This window comes from Serratia sp. LSHTC3, assembly GCF_057197125.1.
Genome location: NZ_JBXUNP010000005.1, coordinates 200,881 through 218,814, shown reverse-complemented (window position 1 = coordinate 218,814; position 17,934 = coordinate 200,881). Strand labels below are relative to the sequence as shown.

Below are 17,934 nucleotides of genomic sequence, written 5' to 3'. Positions count from 1 at the left end.
GACGACGCCTCTCTTTTCTGCCAAGCCGGGTGCTTATCACATCCGGCGTTATAAATAGCCGCATCACCCCTCATAACTGCGGAACAGCGCCTTGCCGCGCAGCAGGCGCACACCCAGCCAGCCGCCGCACAGCGACAACAGCAGCGCGCTGGCCAGCGGCAGCGCCCACCACAGCACCGGCGTTGGCGTCCACGGGAAGTCGAACACCCGGCTCTGCAACAGCCACAGCGCCGCCTCGGCGCCCACCGCCGCCGCGATGCCCGCCACCAGCCCCAGCAGGGCGAACTCGCACCACAGCGTGCGGCGCAGCAGCCGTTTGCCGGCCCCCAGCGTACGGTACACCACCAGCTCCTGGCGGCGTTGACGCATGCCGACCTGCACCTGCGCCAGCAGCAATAGGCCGCCACACAGCACCACCAGCACCACCATCACCTCCAGCGCGCGGCTGACCTGCTGCAGCACGCCGCCGACCTGTTGCAGGATCGCACCGATGTCCAGCAGACTGAGCGTCGGGAACTGACGGTTGAGCTGGGTCAGCATCTGGCCGTCGCCGTCGTAGCGGAAGCTGGTGAGCCAGGTCTGCGGCTGGCCGTCCAATGCGCCCGGCGGGAAGATAAAGTAAAAGTTCGGCTTCAGGCTCTCCCAATCCACCTGGCGCAGGCTGGTGACTTTGGCGCTGAACGCCTGGGTATCGCCGCTGAAGGTCAGCGTGTCGCCCAGCTTGATCTTCAGCCGCCCGGCGATGCCTTCATCCATCGAAACCTCGCCGGTTTTCGGCGGCCAATTGCCCGCCACCAGCGGATTGTGATCCGGCAGTTCAGCCAGCCAGGTCAGGTTCAGCTCACGGTTCACCGCCTCGCCGCCCGGATCGTCTTCATGCACCCGCTCGGTCGCCACCTGCTGGTTTATCTCGGTCAGGCGCACCCGCACGATCGGGTAATAGGTTTCCGGCTTGATCTGGTGCTGCTGCAGGAAGGTTTTCACCTGCGGCACCTGCGCCTCGGTCATATTGAGCAGGAAAAAGTTCGGGCTGTCCGGCGGCAGCTGTTGCTGCCAGCGTTCGAGCAGATCGCCGCGCAGCACCAGCAACAGCGCCAACAGCATGAACGACAGCGAGAACGCCGCCAGCTGGCTGATGGTCACCCACGGCTGATGCAGCAGACGATTGACCGCCAGCCGCAGCGCCAGGCTCTTGAGCGTGATGCGGCGCAGCAGCAGCAGGCTGCCCCAACCGATGCCGCCCAACAGCAACGCCAGCACCGCCATACCGGCCAGGATCGCCCACAGCAGCGTACTGGCCCCCATCAGCGCCACCAACAGCGCCACCACGATCGCCGCCGTCACCGGCAGGAAGTAGCGCAGTGGCCAGACGTTGGCCGTCACGTCGCGGCGCAGCACCCGCAGCGGCTGGGTCGCCAGCAGCTGGCGATACGGCCGCAGCCCGACCAACAGCGAAATCAGCACCAGCGCGCCGAGCGCCCACAGCCACGGCCAGGCGCCGGCGGCGGGCAACGCGGCCGGCAACACCGGCTTCAGCAGGCGGATCAGCAGCGCTTCGAACGCCAGCCCGATCGCCCCACCACATACCGCCGCCAGCGCCATCACCGCCAGCCACTGGCCGACGATCAGCTTACGCAGCGCGCCGCGCCCGGCGCCGAGGGTTTTCAGCACCGCGATCAGATCGTAACGGCTGCGGCAATAGTGGCTCATCGCCACCGCCACGGCGGCGATCGACAACAGCAGCGTCAGCAGGGCCGACAGCAGCAGGAACTGTTGAGATCGCTGCAACGACTTGCCAAGCGCGCTGCCGGATTCCTGCAGCCCGAACCAGCGCTGGTCCGGCGTCAACTGCGGCGTCAGCCGCGCTTCGTAACGCTGAATATCCGGCTCGGCGCCGGCGAACATATAACGGTAGGTCAGGCGACTGCCCGGCTGCACCGCGCCGGTCTTATCGACGTCGGCCAGGTTGATCATGATGCGCGGCGCGGTCTGGAACGGATTGAAGCCGGCGTCCGGCTCCTGAATGATTTCACCGGCGATGCGCAGCGTGGTGTCGCCCACCTCGAGCGAATCCCCGACTTTCACGTTCAGCAGCGCCAGCAAGCGCGGCGCCACCAGCACGCTGCCCGGTTCAGGCTTGATGTTGGCCGGGCGCGTTTCCAGCTTGCCGTACAGCGGATAGACCAGATCGGTGGCTTTCACGTCCGCCAGCTGCGGCCGATCGCCGGCATAGGTCATGGTGGTGAACGACAGCTGGCGGCTCACCTTCAGCCCCTGCTGCTGCGCGTCCAGCAACCAGCCTTCCGGCACCGGATGCGCGCTGCGCAGCACCCGATCGCCGGCGATAAAGTCGCGGCTCTGCTGGCTGAGTCCTTTGTCCATGCGATCGCTGATGCTGCCCAGCGCCAGCACGCAGGCCACGGAGAGCGTCAACGCCAGCCAAACGATCAGCAGCGACGGCGAGCGCCATTCGCGCCAGAACCAGCGCCAGATCATGCTTCCTCCCACAGCTTGCCTTCGCGCAGCCGCAGCCGCCGCTGGCAGCGCGCCGCCAGGGTTTCGTCGTGGGTCACCAGGATCAGGGTGGTGTCGAAATCGCGGTTGAGAGAGAACAGCAAATCGGCGATGCGATCGCCGGTTTGACGATCGAGGTTACCGGTCGGCTCATCGGCGAACAGCACCCGCGGCCGGCCGCTGAAGGCGCGCGCCAGCGCCACGCGCTGCTGCTCGCCACCGGACAGCTGCGCCGGCAGGTGATCGAGCCGCTTGCCCAGCCCCAACTGCTCGAGCAGCTGCACCGCCTGCTCGCGGCTCTGCCTGTCGCTCTCGCCGCGCAGCAGCGCCGGCAGCTGCACGTTCTCCAGCGCGTTCAGCGTCGGCACCAGCATGAACGACTGAAACACGAAGCCGACATTTCTGGCGCGCAACGCGGCACGCCCCTCTTCGTCCAGCGCGGTCAGCGACTCGCCCAGCAAACGCACTTCGCCTTCGCTGCCGTCATCCAGCCCGGCCAATATGCCCAGTAAGGTCGACTTGCCCGAGCCGGATTCCCCGATCAGGGCGATCGTCTGCGCGGGTTTGACAAGCAGCTCGACTCCGGTAAGGATGGTGAGCTGATGCTCACCCTGACCAACGTGTTTACTAAGATGATGAACTTCAAGAACGTTTTCCGCTGGCATCTTCCCTTCCTTTTGCTGTTGGGATTATTCAGTTTACGCGCTGCCGCCGCCGATACCTTATTGATTTTGGGCGACAGTTTAAGCGCCGGCTATCGCCTGCCGATCGAGCGGGCCTGGCCGACGCTGTTGGCCGAACAGTGGCAGAAAAAACCGGGCGCACCGCAGCTGGTCAACGCCAGCATCAGCGGCGACACCGCCGCGCAGGGGCTGGCGCGTCTGCCCGCGCTGCTGAAACAGCATCAGCCGCGCTGGGTGCTGATCGAGCTGGGCGCCAACGACGGCCTGCGCGGCTTCCCGGCGCAGGACGTACAGCGCGATCTCGGCCAAATCATCACGCGGGTGCAGCAGGCCGGCGCACAGCCGCTGCTGATGCAGATCCGCATCCCGCCGAACTACGGCCGCCGCTATACTGAGGCGTTCAGCGCCGTCTATCCGGCGTTGGCCAAACAGTTCAACATTCCGCTGCTGCCGTTCTATATGGAACAGGTGGTGGTGAAGCCGGAATGGATGCAGGATGACGGATTGCACCCCAATGGGGACGCTCAGCCGTTTATCGCCACCTGGATGGCGGAGCGCCTGGAACCGCTAGTAAAGCATGAGTCTCACTAAATTAGGGTCGTACACTAGGTAAAGTTATGCAAAAAGCGGTATTAATAACCGGCTGTTCGAGCGGGATTGGATTGATTGCGGCGCAGGATCTGCGCAACCGCGGCTACCGGGTGCTGGCCGCCTGCCGTAAGCCGCAGGACGTGGAAAACATGCGCCAGCTCGGGCTGGAAGGCATCGAGCTGGATCTGGACGACAGCGCCAGCGTCGAGCGCGCCGCCGCCGAGGTGATCGCGCTGACCGACGGCCGCCTGTACGGCCTGTTCAATAATGGGGGGTTCGGCGTTTACGGCCCGCTCAGCCGCATTTCGCGCAGCCAGCTGGAGCGGCAGTTCGCCACCAACCTGTTCGGCACCCACCAGCTAACCCAGCTGCTGTTGCCGGCGATGTTGCCGCACGGCGAAGGGCGCATCATTCAGACCAGCTCGGTAATGGGTCTGGTCTCCAGCGCCGGGCGCGGCGCCTACGCCGCCAGCAAGTTCGCGCTGGAAGCCTGGTCGGACGCGCTGCGCATGGAACTGCACGGCAGCGGCATTCAGGTCAGCCTGATCGAACCGGGGCCGATCTCCACCCACTTTAGCCAGAACGTCAACCAGGCGCAGAGCGACAAGCCGGTGCACAACCCCGGCATCGCCAAGCGCCTGACGCTGCCGCCGGAGGCCATCCTGCCCAAACTGCGCCACGCGCTGGAAAGCCCACGCGCCAAACTGCGCTACCCGGTCACCCTGCTGGCGCACGCGATGAGCGTGCTGCGCCGCATTTTGCCGGGCCGCTGTCTGGATTGGCTGCTGCGCAGCAACGCTTAATTCGCCCGACGGGGTTGAAGAATGGTGGCGCGCCCCCATTTACACCCCATGGCTCCGCACGATCAGAGAGAAAAAAGATGCTAGCTCAAGCTGTTGTTGATATTAACGAAACTAACCTGCACCAGACGCTGGAACAATCGATGTCCACACCGGTGCTATTCTACTTCTGGTCCGAGCGCAGCCAACACTGCCTGCAGCTCACGCCGGTGCTGGACAAGCTGGCGGCGGAATACGCCGGTCAGTTCATTCTGGCCAAGGTGGACTGTGACGCCGAGCAGATGATCGCCTCCCAGTTCGGGCTGCGTTCCATTCCGACGGTCTACCTGTTTAAAGATGGCCAGCCGGTCGACGGCTTCCAGGGCCCGCAGCCGGAAGAAGCGATCCGCGACCTGCTGCAGCGTTTCCTGCCGAAGGAAGAAGATCTGAAACTGGCGCAGGCGCAGGAACTGCTGGCCGCCGGCAACGCCGCCGAAGCGCTGCCGCTGCTGAAAGACGCCTGGCAGAGCAGCCAGCAGCGCAGCGACATCGGCCTGACGCTGGCCGAAACGCAGATCGCGCTCAGCCGCAGCGAAGACGCTGAAGCGGTGCTGGCGACTATCCCGCTGCAGGATCGCGATACGCGCTATCAGGGCCTGGTGGCGCAGATTGAACTGTTGAAGCAGGCAGCGGACACGCCGGAAATCCAACAGTTGCAACAGCAGGTGCAGCAAGAGCCGGACAACGTCGAGCTGGCGGTGCAGCTGGCGCTGCAACTGCATCAGGTCGGGCGTAACGAAGAAGCGCTGGAACTGCTGATGGGGCATCTGAAGAAAGATCTGGCCGCCGCCAACGGCAACGCGCGCAAGACCCTGATGGACATTCTGGCCGCACTCGGCACCGGCGACGCGCTGGCCGCTAAATATCGCCGCCAGCTGTACTCCCTGCTGTACTGATATCCGTCATACCTGAAGCTGCATCCAGGCGGCAAACGTGAGAAGCCCTGGGAGCTTAGATAACTAAGTGACCAGGGGATCGAACGTGCAGCCAACAACGATGCGGCGGAAAAGACGCAGGGATATCAACGATAGACCCGCACCCCGCCCTCCACGCCCGCCGGGCTGAACAACACCTGCCACAGCTGAATGTTGCGCGAACGAAACGCGCCGGCGCAGGCGTTCAGGTAATAAGTGAACATGCGCTCGAAGCGCTCGGAATAACCGCCCGCCAATTCCGGCCACGCCCGTTTGAAATTCTCCAGCCAGGCCATCAGCGTGCGATCGTAATCGGCGCCGAAGTTGTGCCAATCCTCCATCACGAAACGCCCTTCGCTGGCCTCGGCGATATGCCGCACCGAAGGCAGACAGCCGTTGGGGAAGATGTATTTGTCTATCCAGGCGTCGACGTTAAGGTCGGTTTGATTGGAACCGATGGTGTGCAGCAAAAACAGGCCGTCGGGCTTCAGGTTACGCGCCGCGACGCTGAAATAGGTCTCGTAGTTTTTCGGCCCGACGTGCTCGAACATGCCGACCGACACGATGCGATCGAACTGAAGATCCAGATCGCGGTAATCCTGCAGCAAGATCTCGACGTCCAGCCCGGCGCAGCGTGCCTGCGCCAGCTTCTGCTGCTCGGCTGAAATGGTCACGCCGTGCACCGAGACGCCGTAGTTTTGCGCCGCAAACTGCGCCAGCCCGCCCCAGCCGCAGCCGATATCCAGCAGCGTCATGCCCGGTTTCAGCTGCAGTTTTTCGCAGATCATCCTGAGCTTGGCCTGCTGCGCCTGCTCCAGCGTTTGCGCTTCTTTCCAGTAGCCGCAGGAGTATTGCATGTAAGGATCGAGCATCGCCCGGAACAGGTCGTTGCCGATGTCGTAATGCTCTTTGCCCACCTGCCAGGCGCGCTTGCGCGATTGGCGGTTGAACAGCCGGGCATAGGCGATGCGCGCGATGTCGCTCAGGCTTTTCGGCAGCCGCTCATCGACGCCGGCCTGCAGAATGCGGGTAAACAGCATGTCCAGCCGTTCGCATTCCCACCAGCCGTCCATATAGCTCTCGCCGAAGCCGAGCGAGCCTTCCTGCAAAATGCGTTTGAACAGCGCCGGGTTATGCACCCGGATATCCCAGGCGCGCGGGCCGTTGATGGCGACGCCGGCTTCGGCCAGCATCTCCTCTACAATGCGATACCAGCGGTCTTTCTTCTGGGCGAGTTCATCAACACTGAGCGAATCCATAACAATCCTTGGCCGAAATGTCATTTCAAAAAGCATAGTCGCAAATAAAAATGACAAATTTTTGACGGTAAACACGGGGGTGTTTTTACTCTAGCCAAGGCGAGCAACATCATGAAATGAATAAAAATTATTGAAATCATGCCATTTAGGCATACTTATCCGCGCCAACGCGGGCGCGGATAAACCGAAGGCAGCTAAGGTAAAATAGAGGTGCCGGCCTGGCCCGCCAGCACCGCGTCGATATCCTGCAGGCCACCGATATGCGCCGTCCGCCCGGTGCGATCGACGAAGCGGCTGACCGCCATGATCTTCGGCCCCATGGCGCCGTCCGCCACCGCCATCGGCGCCAGCTCCTGCGTGGTGGCGCGACGAATGGCGCGCTGGCGCGGCGTGCCCCACTCCTGGTACACCGCGTCGGCGTCGGTGAGGATCACCAGATGATCGGCCCCCACCTGTTCCGCCAACAGCGCCGCCGCCAGATCTTTGTCGATCACCGCTTCGCTGCCCGTCAGCCCATGCTCGCCGGCGATCATCGGGATGCCGCCGCCGCCGTTGCAGATCACGATATGCCGCTGCGACAGCAGCAAGGTGATCGCCTCGATGTCGAGGATCTTTTGCGGCGCCGGCGAAGGCACCACCCGGCGGATATAGTTGCCGTCCGCCTTCAGCGTCCAGCCGAACTTGGCCTCCAGCGCCTGCCGCTGTTCCGGCGCATACACCGGCCCGATGAACTTGCTCGGCGCCTGATAATCCGCATCCTGCGCATCCACCAGCACCCGCGTCAGCAGCGTGGACACCGGCTGCTGCGGATGGCTGGCATTCAGCTGCTGCGCCAGCATATAGCCGATCATGCCCTGGCTTTCGGCCACCAGAATATCCAGCGGATAGGGCGGCACATCGCGGTACGCCAGATTTTGCAACGCCAGCAACCCCACCTGCGGGCCGTTGCCGTGCACGATGGCGATGCGGTATTTCTGCGCCAGCTTGCCGATGGCGTCGGCGATGAGGGCGATGCTCTTATACTGATTTTCCGCAGAGAGCACGGCTCCGCGTTGCAACAAGGCGTTGCCGCCCAACGCAATGACCAAGGTTTTCATGGTTTGCACCCGTAGTTGAAATCATACCGTCCCGGCCGGATCCGCGATCCGGCCCTCATGTTCACACCACGCGCCGCACAGTGCGTTAATCGTCGTCACCCCCAGCCATACGCCCAGCAGCGTGTCCGCCCCCGAGAAATGCCCCAGGTTCAGCACCGCCGCCACCGCCGCCGATACACCGTTAGGTACCTGCAGCCCCTGCGCCAGCATATGCAGCGGCGTGGCGAACACGCCCCGCTCGGCGTAATGCAGGTAGTGCGCGCTCACCAGCGTGGTCAACGCTTCCAGCGGTGGCGTCTGGGCGAAAAACGGCGTCAGCCCGGCGACCTGGATGCGGCTGTCAAGGTGCGCGCTCAGCAACAGACCGAGCAAGGTGTCGTCGTTGCTCGGCGTCAGCCCCGGCCCTTTGCCCAGCGTATGGCGCCAGTCGACCGCGCCGCCCCGCAACCAACGGGAGAAATCCCGCGCCAGCCCGGCCGGCTCCGGCGTTAACGGCCGCTTCACCAGCCGACCGATTTCGCCGTGCAACCCGCACTGCGCCGTGCAGCGCTGCAATACCGCCGCCAGCGGCCGATCGGCAATGGCCGCCCGCTGCGCCAGCCCCAGATCCCGCGCCGTCGCGGCGGGCCGGACAAGAAGCGCATCCAGCAAAATGCCAGTGGTGGAGAAAGCGCAGTGCCGTACGGACGGCATCGCATGACGCACGCGGTCGAAATCCCGCGCGCCGAGCTGCCATCCCATCGGACTCAGGCCGCTGCCGGCGCGGTGTAGCGTCAGCAACCGCGCGTTTTCCGTCAGGAAATTGATCGCGTTGTTGAAGCTGCCGACGCAGCGCAGCGCGCCATAGTCCTGCGTCACATGGCGGCTGCCGGCCAGCGCGACAATGTCCATACGCCCCTCCGTTCACTTACGCCGTGATGCCGAGCTTATCGGCCAGCGCTTCGATCGCCTTCTCGAAACAACCGAGCGGCGCGCGCACCGTGCCGGCGCCGATCTGCCCGACCCCGGCTTCGCGGTGGGCGATGCCGGTGTTGATCAGCGGCGTGATGCCGGTTTCCACCACCCGCCGGGCATCCAGCCCCAGGCAGGCGCCCTGGAAGTCCCAGGTCGGGATCTGCAGCATCATGTTGCGCTCAAGATAGATCTCCGCCATTTCCTCGGAGATGTCGGTGGCGGCGCTCATGCCGCCGGAAGCCCCGACGAAACGCGTCACGCCCGGGGCCGCGACCATCGCCGCCCCACCAATGCCGAAGGTTTCGGTGATCGCGCTGTCGCCGATGTCCGGGTTGGCGTCCGCCTGGCTGAAGCCGGAGAAGAACAGCCCTTCCGGCGTATTGACCGGCGCGGTGAACCAACGATCGCCCATGCCGCTGATCTTGATGCCAAAGTTCTTGCCGTTGCGGGTCATTACCGTGACGATAGTGCCCTGCTCAATTTCTGCTCCCGCATCCATCGCCGCCTTGCAGTAAGCCATCGCCAGATTGAGGAAGAACTGATCGGTGATGCTGAGGAACTGCATCACCTGCGCCAGCTCCGCCTTATCGCGAGGCAGCAGGCTAATCTCCGGCGCCAATCTGCGCATCAATAGCGCTGAGGCTGCGATATTGCGCTGGTGGAATTCGTCCCCCATGCTGATCGCCTGCGCCATCAGCGCGGTCAGATCGATCCCCTCCTCCAGCGTCGCCAGCACCGCTTTCAGCACCGGAGCCAAAGAGTCGCGCATCCAGCGCAGACGCTGCTGCACATCCTCGCCATAGGCGCCGAAGCGCATCACCTTACCGATGCCTTCGTTCATGTTGCAGTAGGCGTAGTTGCCGTGGACGGTGTTCCTGACCACCACCATCGGCATGTGGGCCGAGGTGATGCCGCCCATCGGCCCCACCGCGCTCACGCTGTGGCATGGGATGAACTCGATTTCCCCTTGCTCCAGCAGCGCCAGCGCCTGCTGTTCATCCTGCGCCCAGCCTTCGAACAGGCAGGCGCCGATGCAGGCACCGCGCACCGGACCGCTCATCTCTTGCCAGGTGACCGGTGGCCCGGCGTGCAGCAGCTTGCGTCCTTCAGCCAGCTGCGGGATCAACCGATGCGCCAGATCCACATCCTGCCAGTGCGGGCGCGCCTCGCGGATACGGGCGATAACGGCGGCGTTTGCTTGCTCAATCGTTGCGTACATAGCGGTTCCTTACTTTAATTTTTTCAAGATGTTGGCTAATCGTTGATCGCCGCCGGCCACCGGCGCCCACTGGTAATGCACCACCGGGATGTCGCTGGTTTGCAGGTCATCGGCGAAGCTGCGCAGCCCGGCGTTGATCACCGCGACGCCGTCCAGCAAGGTCGGCCGTTCACGTTCAGGTGCGGGTAAGACGGGGGTAATCAGCTGATGCGCCAACGCGACCGCCGCCGGCAGCGACGGCATCACCGCGATGCCGGCCTCCTGCAGGGTGGCGATTTGCCGCGAGCGCTGCTGCGGATCCTGTTCGGTGCCGGTGACGGTAGCGATCGCCGCCAGCGGGTGGGCCGCGCCGCGCGCCGCGCGCACGTTGGCCACCTCGTCCGCCAGCGACGCCGCCGGATCGTCCTGGGCGCCAAAGCCGATCACCACGTCCAGCAGCAACACGCCGGTCTGCGGCTGCTGCGCCAGGCGGGCGATCTCTTGATTGCGGGCGGTCGGATCAATCATCGGGTGCGGGCGCCCCTGGGTATAAAAGTCATCGCCCATGTCGATGATGCGATGGCCGTCGGCCACCAGCATGGCGCCGCGCGGGTGTTCGCTATCCACCGGCAAGCGCAGTTTTTCCGCCAGCAACATCGCGCATTCGGCCGCCAGCGTGCCGCCGGCGTACAGTCCGGCGATTTTGCCGCCGGGCACCGCGGGCTGTTGCGCCGCCTGTTGCTGCACGCAGCCCAGCATCGCCGCCAGCCGCGCCGCTTCATCCAGCGTGGCGGCGAACGTGATGTTGCCATCCTGACGCACGGCGGACTGCGCGCCGAGGAACAGCGCCACCACCGGCTTGCCGAGCGCTTTCATTTCGTCGATCACCCGCTGACGCACCTCGGGCGCCGGCGGTTTGGACACGAACGCCAGCACCTGGCTCTGCGGATCCGCCGCCAGCATGCGTAGCGCGCTGATGGCGCTGATGCCGCCGATCTCCGCCGTCAGATCCCGCCCGCCCAGGCCGATAGCGTGCGAGATGCCCTGTCCCGCCAGGGTAATTTGCGAGATCAGCTCCTGAATGCCGGTACCGGAGGCGCCGACCACGCCGATGGATCCGGCGGGCGCCACGTTGGCGAACGCCAGCGGCGCGCCGGCGATGCAGGCAGTGCCGCAGTCCGGCCCCATCACGATCAGCCCACGCTCGCGCGCCTTGGTTTTCAGCGCCACTTCCTGCGCCGGGCTGACGTTGTCGGAGAACATCATCACGTTGCAGCCGTCTTCCAGCGCCCGATCCGCCAACTCCGCCGCGTATTCGCCGGCGATCGAGATCAGTGCCAGATTGGCGGCCGGCAGCTTCTGCCGGGCGGTGCGCCAGCTGCGCGCCCGCAGCAGTTTTTTACCGCCCTGGCCGCCCTGCGCAATCGCCTTGAGCGCCGCCTCCAGCGCCGCGCCGATCTCCTCGGCGATCGACTCGTCGGCGGACTCCGCTTTGATCGCCACGCAAATATCGTTCGGCGTCGCTTGGCTAAACTGCGGATGCCAGAAACCGGTCACCTCCAATAAGGATTTATTGGCCGGCGTCCCCATCATGACGGATATTTCCTCAACCTTGGGAGACTCACTGAGTTTGCGGGAGATCAACATCAGGCTGACGGAATCCTGAAAGCTCCCCTTTTTAATAAAAGCATGGATCATGGTGATATCCTTACGACAGCATTTAATAATATCGGCAATATTTCCCGCACCGGCGGCGCGGCGATGCATTGAATCCAGCGAAAAGGTTAATTATCAAGCTACAAATTAAAATCACGCCCAGAGGTGAGTGCGGTCACACTTTATTCATTGTTAGAAAAAATAACTTAATCGTCTGAATATTAGTTAATCCAGACGCGAGAAAATCATTTATAAAAAACTTCTAACAATGACGATTTAATTCAACGAATTTTTAATTCAATAGAGTAAAACGCATCTGGATCACATTATTCCCCCCCGGTATTTATACATTACAACGCAGAGGCGAATTAAATAAACCGTAGTGATAAAAGGACTGTATATGAAGGTCTCTAAACAACAATTGCATCAGCTTATCCAGCAAAAAATTCACGCCGCCGGCCTGAGCCAGGAGCACGCCGGCATCGTCGCCGACGTGCTGGTTCATGCCGATGCGCGCGGCATCCACTCCCACGGCGCGGTCAGGGTCGAATACTATTCCGAACGCATCAGCAAGGGCGGCACCAACAATCATCCCCATTTCACCTTTGAAAAAACCGGCCCCTGCAGCGCCATTTTCGACGGCGACAACGGCGCCGGGCACGTGGCGGCCAAGCTGAGCATGGATCGCGCCATCGAGATGGCGAAAGAGAACGGCGTTGCGGTGGTGGGCGTTCGCCGCATCGGCCACAGCGGCGCGCTGTCGTACTTCGTGCAGCAGGCGGCGCGCGCCGGCATGGTCGGCATCTCGCTGTGCCAATCCGATCCGATGGTAGTGCCGTACGGCGGCGCCGAAGTCTACTACGGTACCAACCCTATCGCCTTCTCTGCGCCGGGCGAAGGCGACGAGCTGATTACCTTCGATATGGCCACCACCGTGCAGGCCTGGGGGAAAGTGCTGGACGCCCGCTCGCGCAACGCCGCCATTCCCGACACCTGGGCGGTGGACGCCGAGGGCAAGCACACCACCGATCCGTTCGCCGTCAGCGGGCTGCTGCCGATCGCCGGGCCGAAAGGCTACGGCCTGATGATGATGGTCGACGTGCTGTCGGGCATTTTGCTCGGCCTGCCGTTCGGCAAACACGTCAGCTCGATGTATCACGATCTTAGCGCCGGCCGGGAATTGGGCCAATTGCATATCGTCCTGAACCCAGGTTATTTCACCAACGAATCGGCGTTCCGTAAAAATATCAGCCAGGTCATGAAAGAGTTGAACGCCGTTAAACCGGCGCCGGGCGTCAGTAAAGTGCTTTACCCGGGACAGAACAGCCATGCGCGTGAAATGGAAAGCGAGAAAAACGGTATCGAAATCGTCGACGATATTTATCAATACTTAATTTCAAATGCTATTTACCAGCGTTCTTACGACCACAAAGACCCTTTCGCCAGTTAACGCAATCTTATTATCGTGGGCTTTTTACGCCGCGGCTCGCGGTTGATATTTCAGAGCCGGGGAGAAAAAAGAAAACCTTCATCAGCGCGCTCAGCGCAATAGGTCGGCCGGCGGCGAATATCATTCGCCCTGGCCACATCGCCGCTGAGACATAACATGCGGGCAGGTAAACATGAAAGACTTCCAACAAGAAATCCGTGATATTTCCGGCTGGTTATCGAAAATCGGCGCCGACCCCAGCGGCGGCATGACGCGTCTGCTTTATACCCCGGAATGGATCGAGGCGCAGCACGCGTTGAAAAACGCCTTCGACGCCGCCGGGCTGAGCACCCATTTTGATGCGGTCGGCAACCTGTTCGGCCGGCTGGAGGGCAGCAAATACCCCGACCAGGTAATTCTCTCCGGTTCGCACATCGACACGGTGGTCAACGGCGGCAACCTCGACGGCCAGTTCGGCATTGAAGCCGCCTTTATGGCGATCAAATACCTCAAGGATACCTACGGCCCGCCGCTGCGCAGTCTGGAAGTCATCGCGCTGGCGGAAGAAGAAGGCAGCCGCTTCCCCTATGTGTTCTGGGGCAGCAAGAACATCGTCGGCCTGGCCCGGCGGGAAGATGTGCAGCACATTACGGACGCCAAGGGCGTCGGCTTCGTCAACGCCATGCGCGACGCCGGTTTCGATTTCCCGCCGCCGCATCAGCCGCTGCGCAGTGATATCACGGCCTTCGTCGAGATCCATATCGAGCAGGGCAAAGTGCTGGAAACCGAAGGCAAAACCATCGGCGTGGTGACCAGCATCGTCGGCCAACGGCGCTATGACGTGCGTCTGCAGGGCGAAGCCAACCACGCCGGCACCACCCCGATGAGCTACCGCCGGGATACCGTGCACGCCTTCAGCCGCATCTGCTGCGAATCGATCGCCAAGGCGCGCGCCGAGGGCGATCCGCTGGTGCTGACCTTCGGCAAGGTGGAGCCGAAGCCGAACACCGTCAACGTGGTGCCGGGCTTCACCCACTTCACCCTCGACTGCCGCCATACCGATCAGGCCGCGCTGCTGCGCTTCACGCAGGAGATCGAGCAGGATATCCAGCGCATCTGCGCCGAGATGGGCATCGAGGCCGAGATCGATCTGTGGATGGACGAAGCGCCGATCCCGATGAACGAACAGCTGGTGGCCTGCGTCAGCCGCCTGTGTGAAACGCAGCGGCTGAATTACCGCATGATGCACAGTGGCGCCGGGCACGACTCGCAAATTTTCGCCCCGCGCGTGCCGACGGTGATGATGTTCGTGCCGAGCATCGCCGGCATCAGCCATAACCCGGCGGAAAAAACCGCCGTCGCCGATCTGAACGAAGGGGTGAAAATCCTGGCGCAGACGCTGTATCAGCTGGCCTACACCGAACAGGGGGCCGAGGCATGAGCAACGACATCGACCCGCGCTACTGGAAAAAGATCGTCGTCGTGCTCTGCCTGGGCTGGGCGGTGATCTGGATCTACCGCACCGTTCTGACGCCGATCTTTCCCGAGATCCAACAGACCATCGGCGCGCACTCCAATGCGGAAATGGGGCTGATCGCCAGCTTCTACTTCTTCGCCTATACCGGCATGCAGATCCCGGCGGGCATCCTGGTGGACAAATTCGGCAAGAAGGTGGTGTTGATCCCGGGCTTCTGCCTGTTCATCATCGCCACCTTGCTGATCGGCAACGCCACCAGCCTGACCATGGTCTATGCCGGCAGCCTGCTGGCGGGCATGGGCTGCGGCTCTTATTACGGCTCGGCCTACTCCCTGTCGTCGGAGAATATCCCCCTGGAGCGCCGTGGCCTGGCGACCGCGGTGATCAACAGCGGCTCGGCGCTCGGCATGGCCATCGGCCTGATCGCCTCCAGCCTGCTGGTGAAAAGCTTCAACATGAACTGGCAGATCATGCTGTTCATCATCACCGGCCTGCTGGTGGTGATGACGCTGGTATTCGCCGTGGTCATCAAAGGTTCGCAGCCTCAAGCGCCGGCAGCCGTCAGCCAGACCGTTGCGCCGGCGGCGCTCGCGCCCGAAGAAGACGGTCAGGCCAGCGGCCTGTTCAGCCTGCGCATGATCTCCGCCTACGCGATGTACTTCGCCACCTGCTACGGCTACTACATGATAGTCACCTGGCTGCCCTCGTTCCTGCAGCAAGAGCGCGGCTTTGAAGGGGTAGCCATCGGCTTCTCCTCCGCCCTGGTGGCCTTCGCGTCGGTGCCGGGCGCGCTGTTCTTCAGCCGCATGTCCGACCGTTTCCGCAACAAGAAGGTGCAGCTGATCATCTTCCTCGAGCTGTGCGCGGCGATAATGCTGGTCTGCACCGTCATTTCGCCGGACTCCACCATGCTGCTGATCAGCCTGATCCTGTACGGGCTGTTGGGTAAGCTGGCGGTCGATCCGATCATGATCTCCTTCGTCGCCGACAACGCGCCGAAGAAAGGCTATGGCACCAGCTTCGGCGTGTTCAACTTCTTCGGCATGTCCTCGTCGGTGATCGCCCCCTTCCTCACCGGCGTGATCTCCGACAGCACCGGCTCCAAGGTGATGGGCTTTTACATCTCCGCCGCCATCCTGCTGGTGGGCACCGCCATTTTCTTCACCGTCAATGTCTTGATGAAACGCACTACGCCAACCCGAACGGCCACCGAGGCCTGACGGCGCTTTTTTACCGGGCGCCGCCGCGGCGCCCTTTCAACGATCAGGAGAATCAACGTGGGTTACTTCAACAATCAAACCGGTTATCCAACCGACATTCTGTCAACGCGCGCCATCATCAAACGCGGCAACTATGCGCTGATCCCGCCGAACGGCCTGGTGCGCAACGTCATTCCCGGTTTTGAAAACTGCGACGTCACCATCTTGTCGACGCCGAAACTGGGCGCCACCTTCGTCGATTATCTGGTGACGCTGCACGACTGCGGCCGCAACACCAAAGGCTTTGGCGGCGAAGAGATCGAAACCTTCGTGTACGTCATCGACGGCGCCATCACCGCTTCCGCCGACGCCACCGATTACCCGCTGAGCGCCGGCGGCTACCTTTACTGCCCGGCGGGCGTCACGATGCGGCTGGAAAACGCCAACGGCGGCCAATCCAGCCGCCTGTTCCTCTACAAGCGCCGCTACCAGCGCATCAAGGGCTACGAGGCGCACGTGGTCAGCAACAACGTCGCCAACCTGGAGCAGATCCACTACGAGGGCATGAGCGAGGTGATCCTGCAGGATCTGCTGCCGAAAGATCTGGGCTTCGACATGAATATGCACATCCTCTCCTTCGCCCCCGGCGCCAGCCACGGCTACATCGAGACCCACGTGCAGGAGCATGGTGCCTATATTCTCAGCGGCGCCGGCGTGTACAACCTGGACAATGAATGGATGCCGGTGAAGCAAGGCGACTACATCTTCATGGGCGCCTATGTGCAGCAGGCGGGCTATGCGGTGGGCCAGGAAACCTTCAGCTACATCTACTCCAAGGATTGCAACCGCGACGTCGAGCCGTAAGCGCTTCGCCGCCAAAACCCAGGCCACCTGCCCGCGCAGCGTGGCCTTCTTTTTTATCCCAATCGCTGGCCGACGCGCATCGCGCGGGCGACGTTGGCGGCGCTGCGCTGCAGGTTAAGCTCGCCTTGCGACAGCGCAACCTCCAGCGTACTCAGACGCGGCAAAATGCTGAACATCGCGTCGATCCCCTGCGCGTGCAGCGCCTCCGCCCCTTCCTCCACCACGCCGGCCAATGCGATGACCGGCAGGCCGCGCGCCCGCGCCAGACGGGCGACGCCGGACAGCGCCTTGCCGCCCAGCGTTTGGCTGTCGATGCGCCCTTCGCCGGTGACCAGCAGATCGGCCTCCGCCAACACCTGTTCCAGGCCCAGCGCCGCCATCACGATCTCGATACCCGGCTTCAGCGTTGCGCCGAGAAATACCTGGCAGGCGATCCCCATTCCGCCCGCCGCCCCGCCGCCGGCGACCTGCCGCACGTCGCGGCCGGTGCTCTGACGGATCACCTCGGCGTACTGCGCCAGGCCCTGCTCCAACTGCGCCACCATCGCCGCCGTCGCGCCCTTCTGCGGCCCGAACACCGCCGCCGCGCCGCGCGGCCCCACCAGCGGGTTGTCTACGTCACAGGCGACCTCAATCCGACACTGCCGCAGGCGCACGTCCAGCCTGCTGAGATCGATACCGTTCAGCGTCGCCAGCTCGCCGCCGCCCCACGGCAGTGCCCTGCCGTCCGGACGATAAAAACGGCCGCCCAACGCCTGCACCATGCCGACGCCGCCATCCACCGTGGCGCTGCCGCCGATGCCGAGGATCAGGTGGCGAATGCCCTGATCCAGCGCATGCAGGATCAGTTCGCCGGTGCCGTAGCTGGTGGCCAGCAGCGGGTTACGGCGTTCCGCCGGCGTCAGCATCAATCCGCTGGCCGCCGCCATCTCGATCACCGCCGTCTTGCCGTCGCCGCTGACGCCGTAAAACGCCGCCACCCGTTCCCCCAGCGGGCCCGTGGCGGTCACACTCACCTTGCGCCCGCCGGTGGCGGCCACCAGCGCGTCCACCGTGCCTTCGCCGCCGTCGGCGATCGGCAGGCAAACGCACTCGGCATCGGGATAAACCTCGTGAAAGCCGCGCGCGATCGCCCGCGCCGCCAATTCCGCGCTGACGCTTTCTTTAAATGAATCCGGTGCAATAACAATTTTCATGACGCATCCTTTATTCGAACGGAAATAAAAACGGCCATGCCTTCCCCCGCTGAATTAATCAGAT

The 17,934-nt window shown here is 63.1% G+C and carries 15 protein-coding genes; 7 read left to right on the top strand and 8 right to left on the bottom strand.

Annotated features, from left to right (window positions below; genetic code table 11):
* Nucleotides 1–63: 63 nt before the first annotated feature.
* The gene (gene ybbP / locus AC2CGI_RS19285) at nucleotides 64–2,496 is read right to left on the bottom strand and encodes a putative ABC transporter permease subunit YbbP (RefSeq protein ID WP_076740491.1); all 2,433 of its coding nucleotides are present in this window, start codon (nucleotides 2,494–2,496) and stop codon (nucleotides 64–66) included.
* Entirely contained in the window at nucleotides 2,493–3,179 is a 687-nt protein-coding gene (ybbA, locus tag AC2CGI_RS19280) for a putative ABC transporter ATP-binding protein YbbA (RefSeq protein ID WP_004940192.1), read from the bottom strand. Before ybbA ends, ybbP begins: the two co-directional genes overlap by 4 nt.
* On the opposite strand from ybbA, the gene tesA reads away from it, so the two are divergent.
* From tesA to AC2CGI_RS19265, 3 genes are all read left to right on the top strand, one after another.
* Entirely contained in the window at nucleotides 3,150–3,788 is a 639-nt protein-coding gene (tesA, locus tag AC2CGI_RS19275) for a multifunctional acyl-CoA thioesterase I/protease I/lysophospholipase L1 (RefSeq protein ID WP_161545168.1), read from the top strand. The two genes, ybbA and tesA, sit on opposite strands and share 30 nt — an antisense overlap.
* Before the next feature lie 26 nt (nucleotides 3,789–3,814).
* Entirely contained in the window at nucleotides 3,815–4,591 is a 777-nt protein-coding gene (locus AC2CGI_RS19270) for an SDR family oxidoreductase (protein ID WP_004940195.1), read from the top strand.
* Between the two features lie 77 nt (nucleotides 4,592–4,668).
* Complete coding sequence (locus tag AC2CGI_RS19265) at nucleotides 4,669–5,523, top strand: co-chaperone YbbN (protein WP_076740492.1); 855 nt, start codon at nucleotides 4,669–4,671, stop codon at nucleotides 5,521–5,523.
* Between the two features lie 125 nt (nucleotides 5,524–5,648).
* Here the strand turns inward: AC2CGI_RS19265 and cfa are convergent, their stop codons facing one another.
* The 5 genes from cfa to AC2CGI_RS19240 all read right to left on the bottom strand — a co-directional run bounded on the left by cfa (nucleotide 5,649) and on the right by AC2CGI_RS19240 (nucleotide 11,747).
* A complete protein-coding gene (gene cfa, locus AC2CGI_RS19260) occupies nucleotides 5,649–6,800 on the bottom strand; it encodes a cyclopropane fatty acyl phospholipid synthase (RefSeq protein ID WP_004940200.1) in 1,152 nt (383 codons plus the stop codon).
* 194 nt (nucleotides 6,801–6,994) lie between these two features.
* Nucleotides 6,995–7,897: a carbamate kinase gene (locus AC2CGI_RS19255; protein WP_015376905.1), complete on the bottom strand. Its 903-nt coding sequence runs from the start codon at nucleotides 7,895–7,897 to the stop codon at nucleotides 6,995–6,997.
* Nucleotides 7,898–7,918: 21 nt separating this feature from the next.
* Entirely contained in the window at nucleotides 7,919–8,788 is an 870-nt protein-coding gene (locus tag AC2CGI_RS19250; protein WP_076740493.1) for an oxamate carbamoyltransferase subunit AllH family protein, read from the bottom strand.
* 16 nt (nucleotides 8,789–8,804) lie between these two features.
* Nucleotides 8,805–10,070: a YlbE family protein gene (locus AC2CGI_RS19245; protein WP_015376903.1), complete on the bottom strand. Its 1,266-nt coding sequence runs from the start codon at nucleotides 10,068–10,070 to the stop codon at nucleotides 8,805–8,807.
* Nucleotides 10,071–10,079: 9 nt separating this feature from the next.
* Nucleotides 10,080–11,747: an acyl-CoA synthetase FdrA gene (locus AC2CGI_RS19240; RefSeq protein WP_015376902.1), complete on the bottom strand. Its 1,668-nt coding sequence runs from the start codon at nucleotides 11,745–11,747 to the stop codon at nucleotides 10,080–10,082.
* Between the two features lie 358 nt (nucleotides 11,748–12,105).
* On the opposite strand from AC2CGI_RS19240, the gene allD reads away from it, so the two are divergent.
* From allD to allE, 4 genes are all read left to right on the top strand, one after another.
* Nucleotides 12,106–13,155 (top strand): ureidoglycolate dehydrogenase, encoded by a 1,050-nt coding sequence (gene allD / locus AC2CGI_RS19235; protein WP_015376901.1) that lies wholly within the window; start codon nucleotides 12,106–12,108, stop codon nucleotides 13,153–13,155.
* Between the two features lie 172 nt (nucleotides 13,156–13,327).
* The gene (gene allC, locus AC2CGI_RS19230; protein ID WP_015376900.1) at nucleotides 13,328–14,575 is read left to right on the top strand and encodes an allantoate deiminase; all 1,248 of its coding nucleotides are present in this window, start codon (nucleotides 13,328–13,330) and stop codon (nucleotides 14,573–14,575) included.
* The gene (locus AC2CGI_RS19225; RefSeq protein ID WP_076740494.1) at nucleotides 14,572–15,831 is read left to right on the top strand and encodes an MFS transporter; all 1,260 of its coding nucleotides are present in this window, start codon (nucleotides 14,572–14,574) and stop codon (nucleotides 15,829–15,831) included. Before allC ends, AC2CGI_RS19225 begins: the two co-directional genes overlap by 4 nt.
* A 57-nt stretch (nucleotides 15,832–15,888) precedes the next feature.
* Nucleotides 15,889–16,674, top strand: coding sequence for a (S)-ureidoglycine aminohydrolase (gene allE, locus AC2CGI_RS19220; protein WP_015376898.1), 786 nt, complete (start codon nucleotides 15,889–15,891; stop codon nucleotides 16,672–16,674).
* 53 nt (nucleotides 16,675–16,727) lie between these two features.
* Here the strand turns inward: allE and AC2CGI_RS19215 are convergent, their stop codons facing one another.
* Nucleotides 16,728–17,870 (bottom strand): glycerate kinase, encoded by a 1,143-nt coding sequence (locus AC2CGI_RS19215; RefSeq protein WP_076740495.1) that lies wholly within the window; start codon nucleotides 17,868–17,870, stop codon nucleotides 16,728–16,730.
* Between the last annotated feature and the right edge of the window lie 64 nt (nucleotides 17,871–17,934).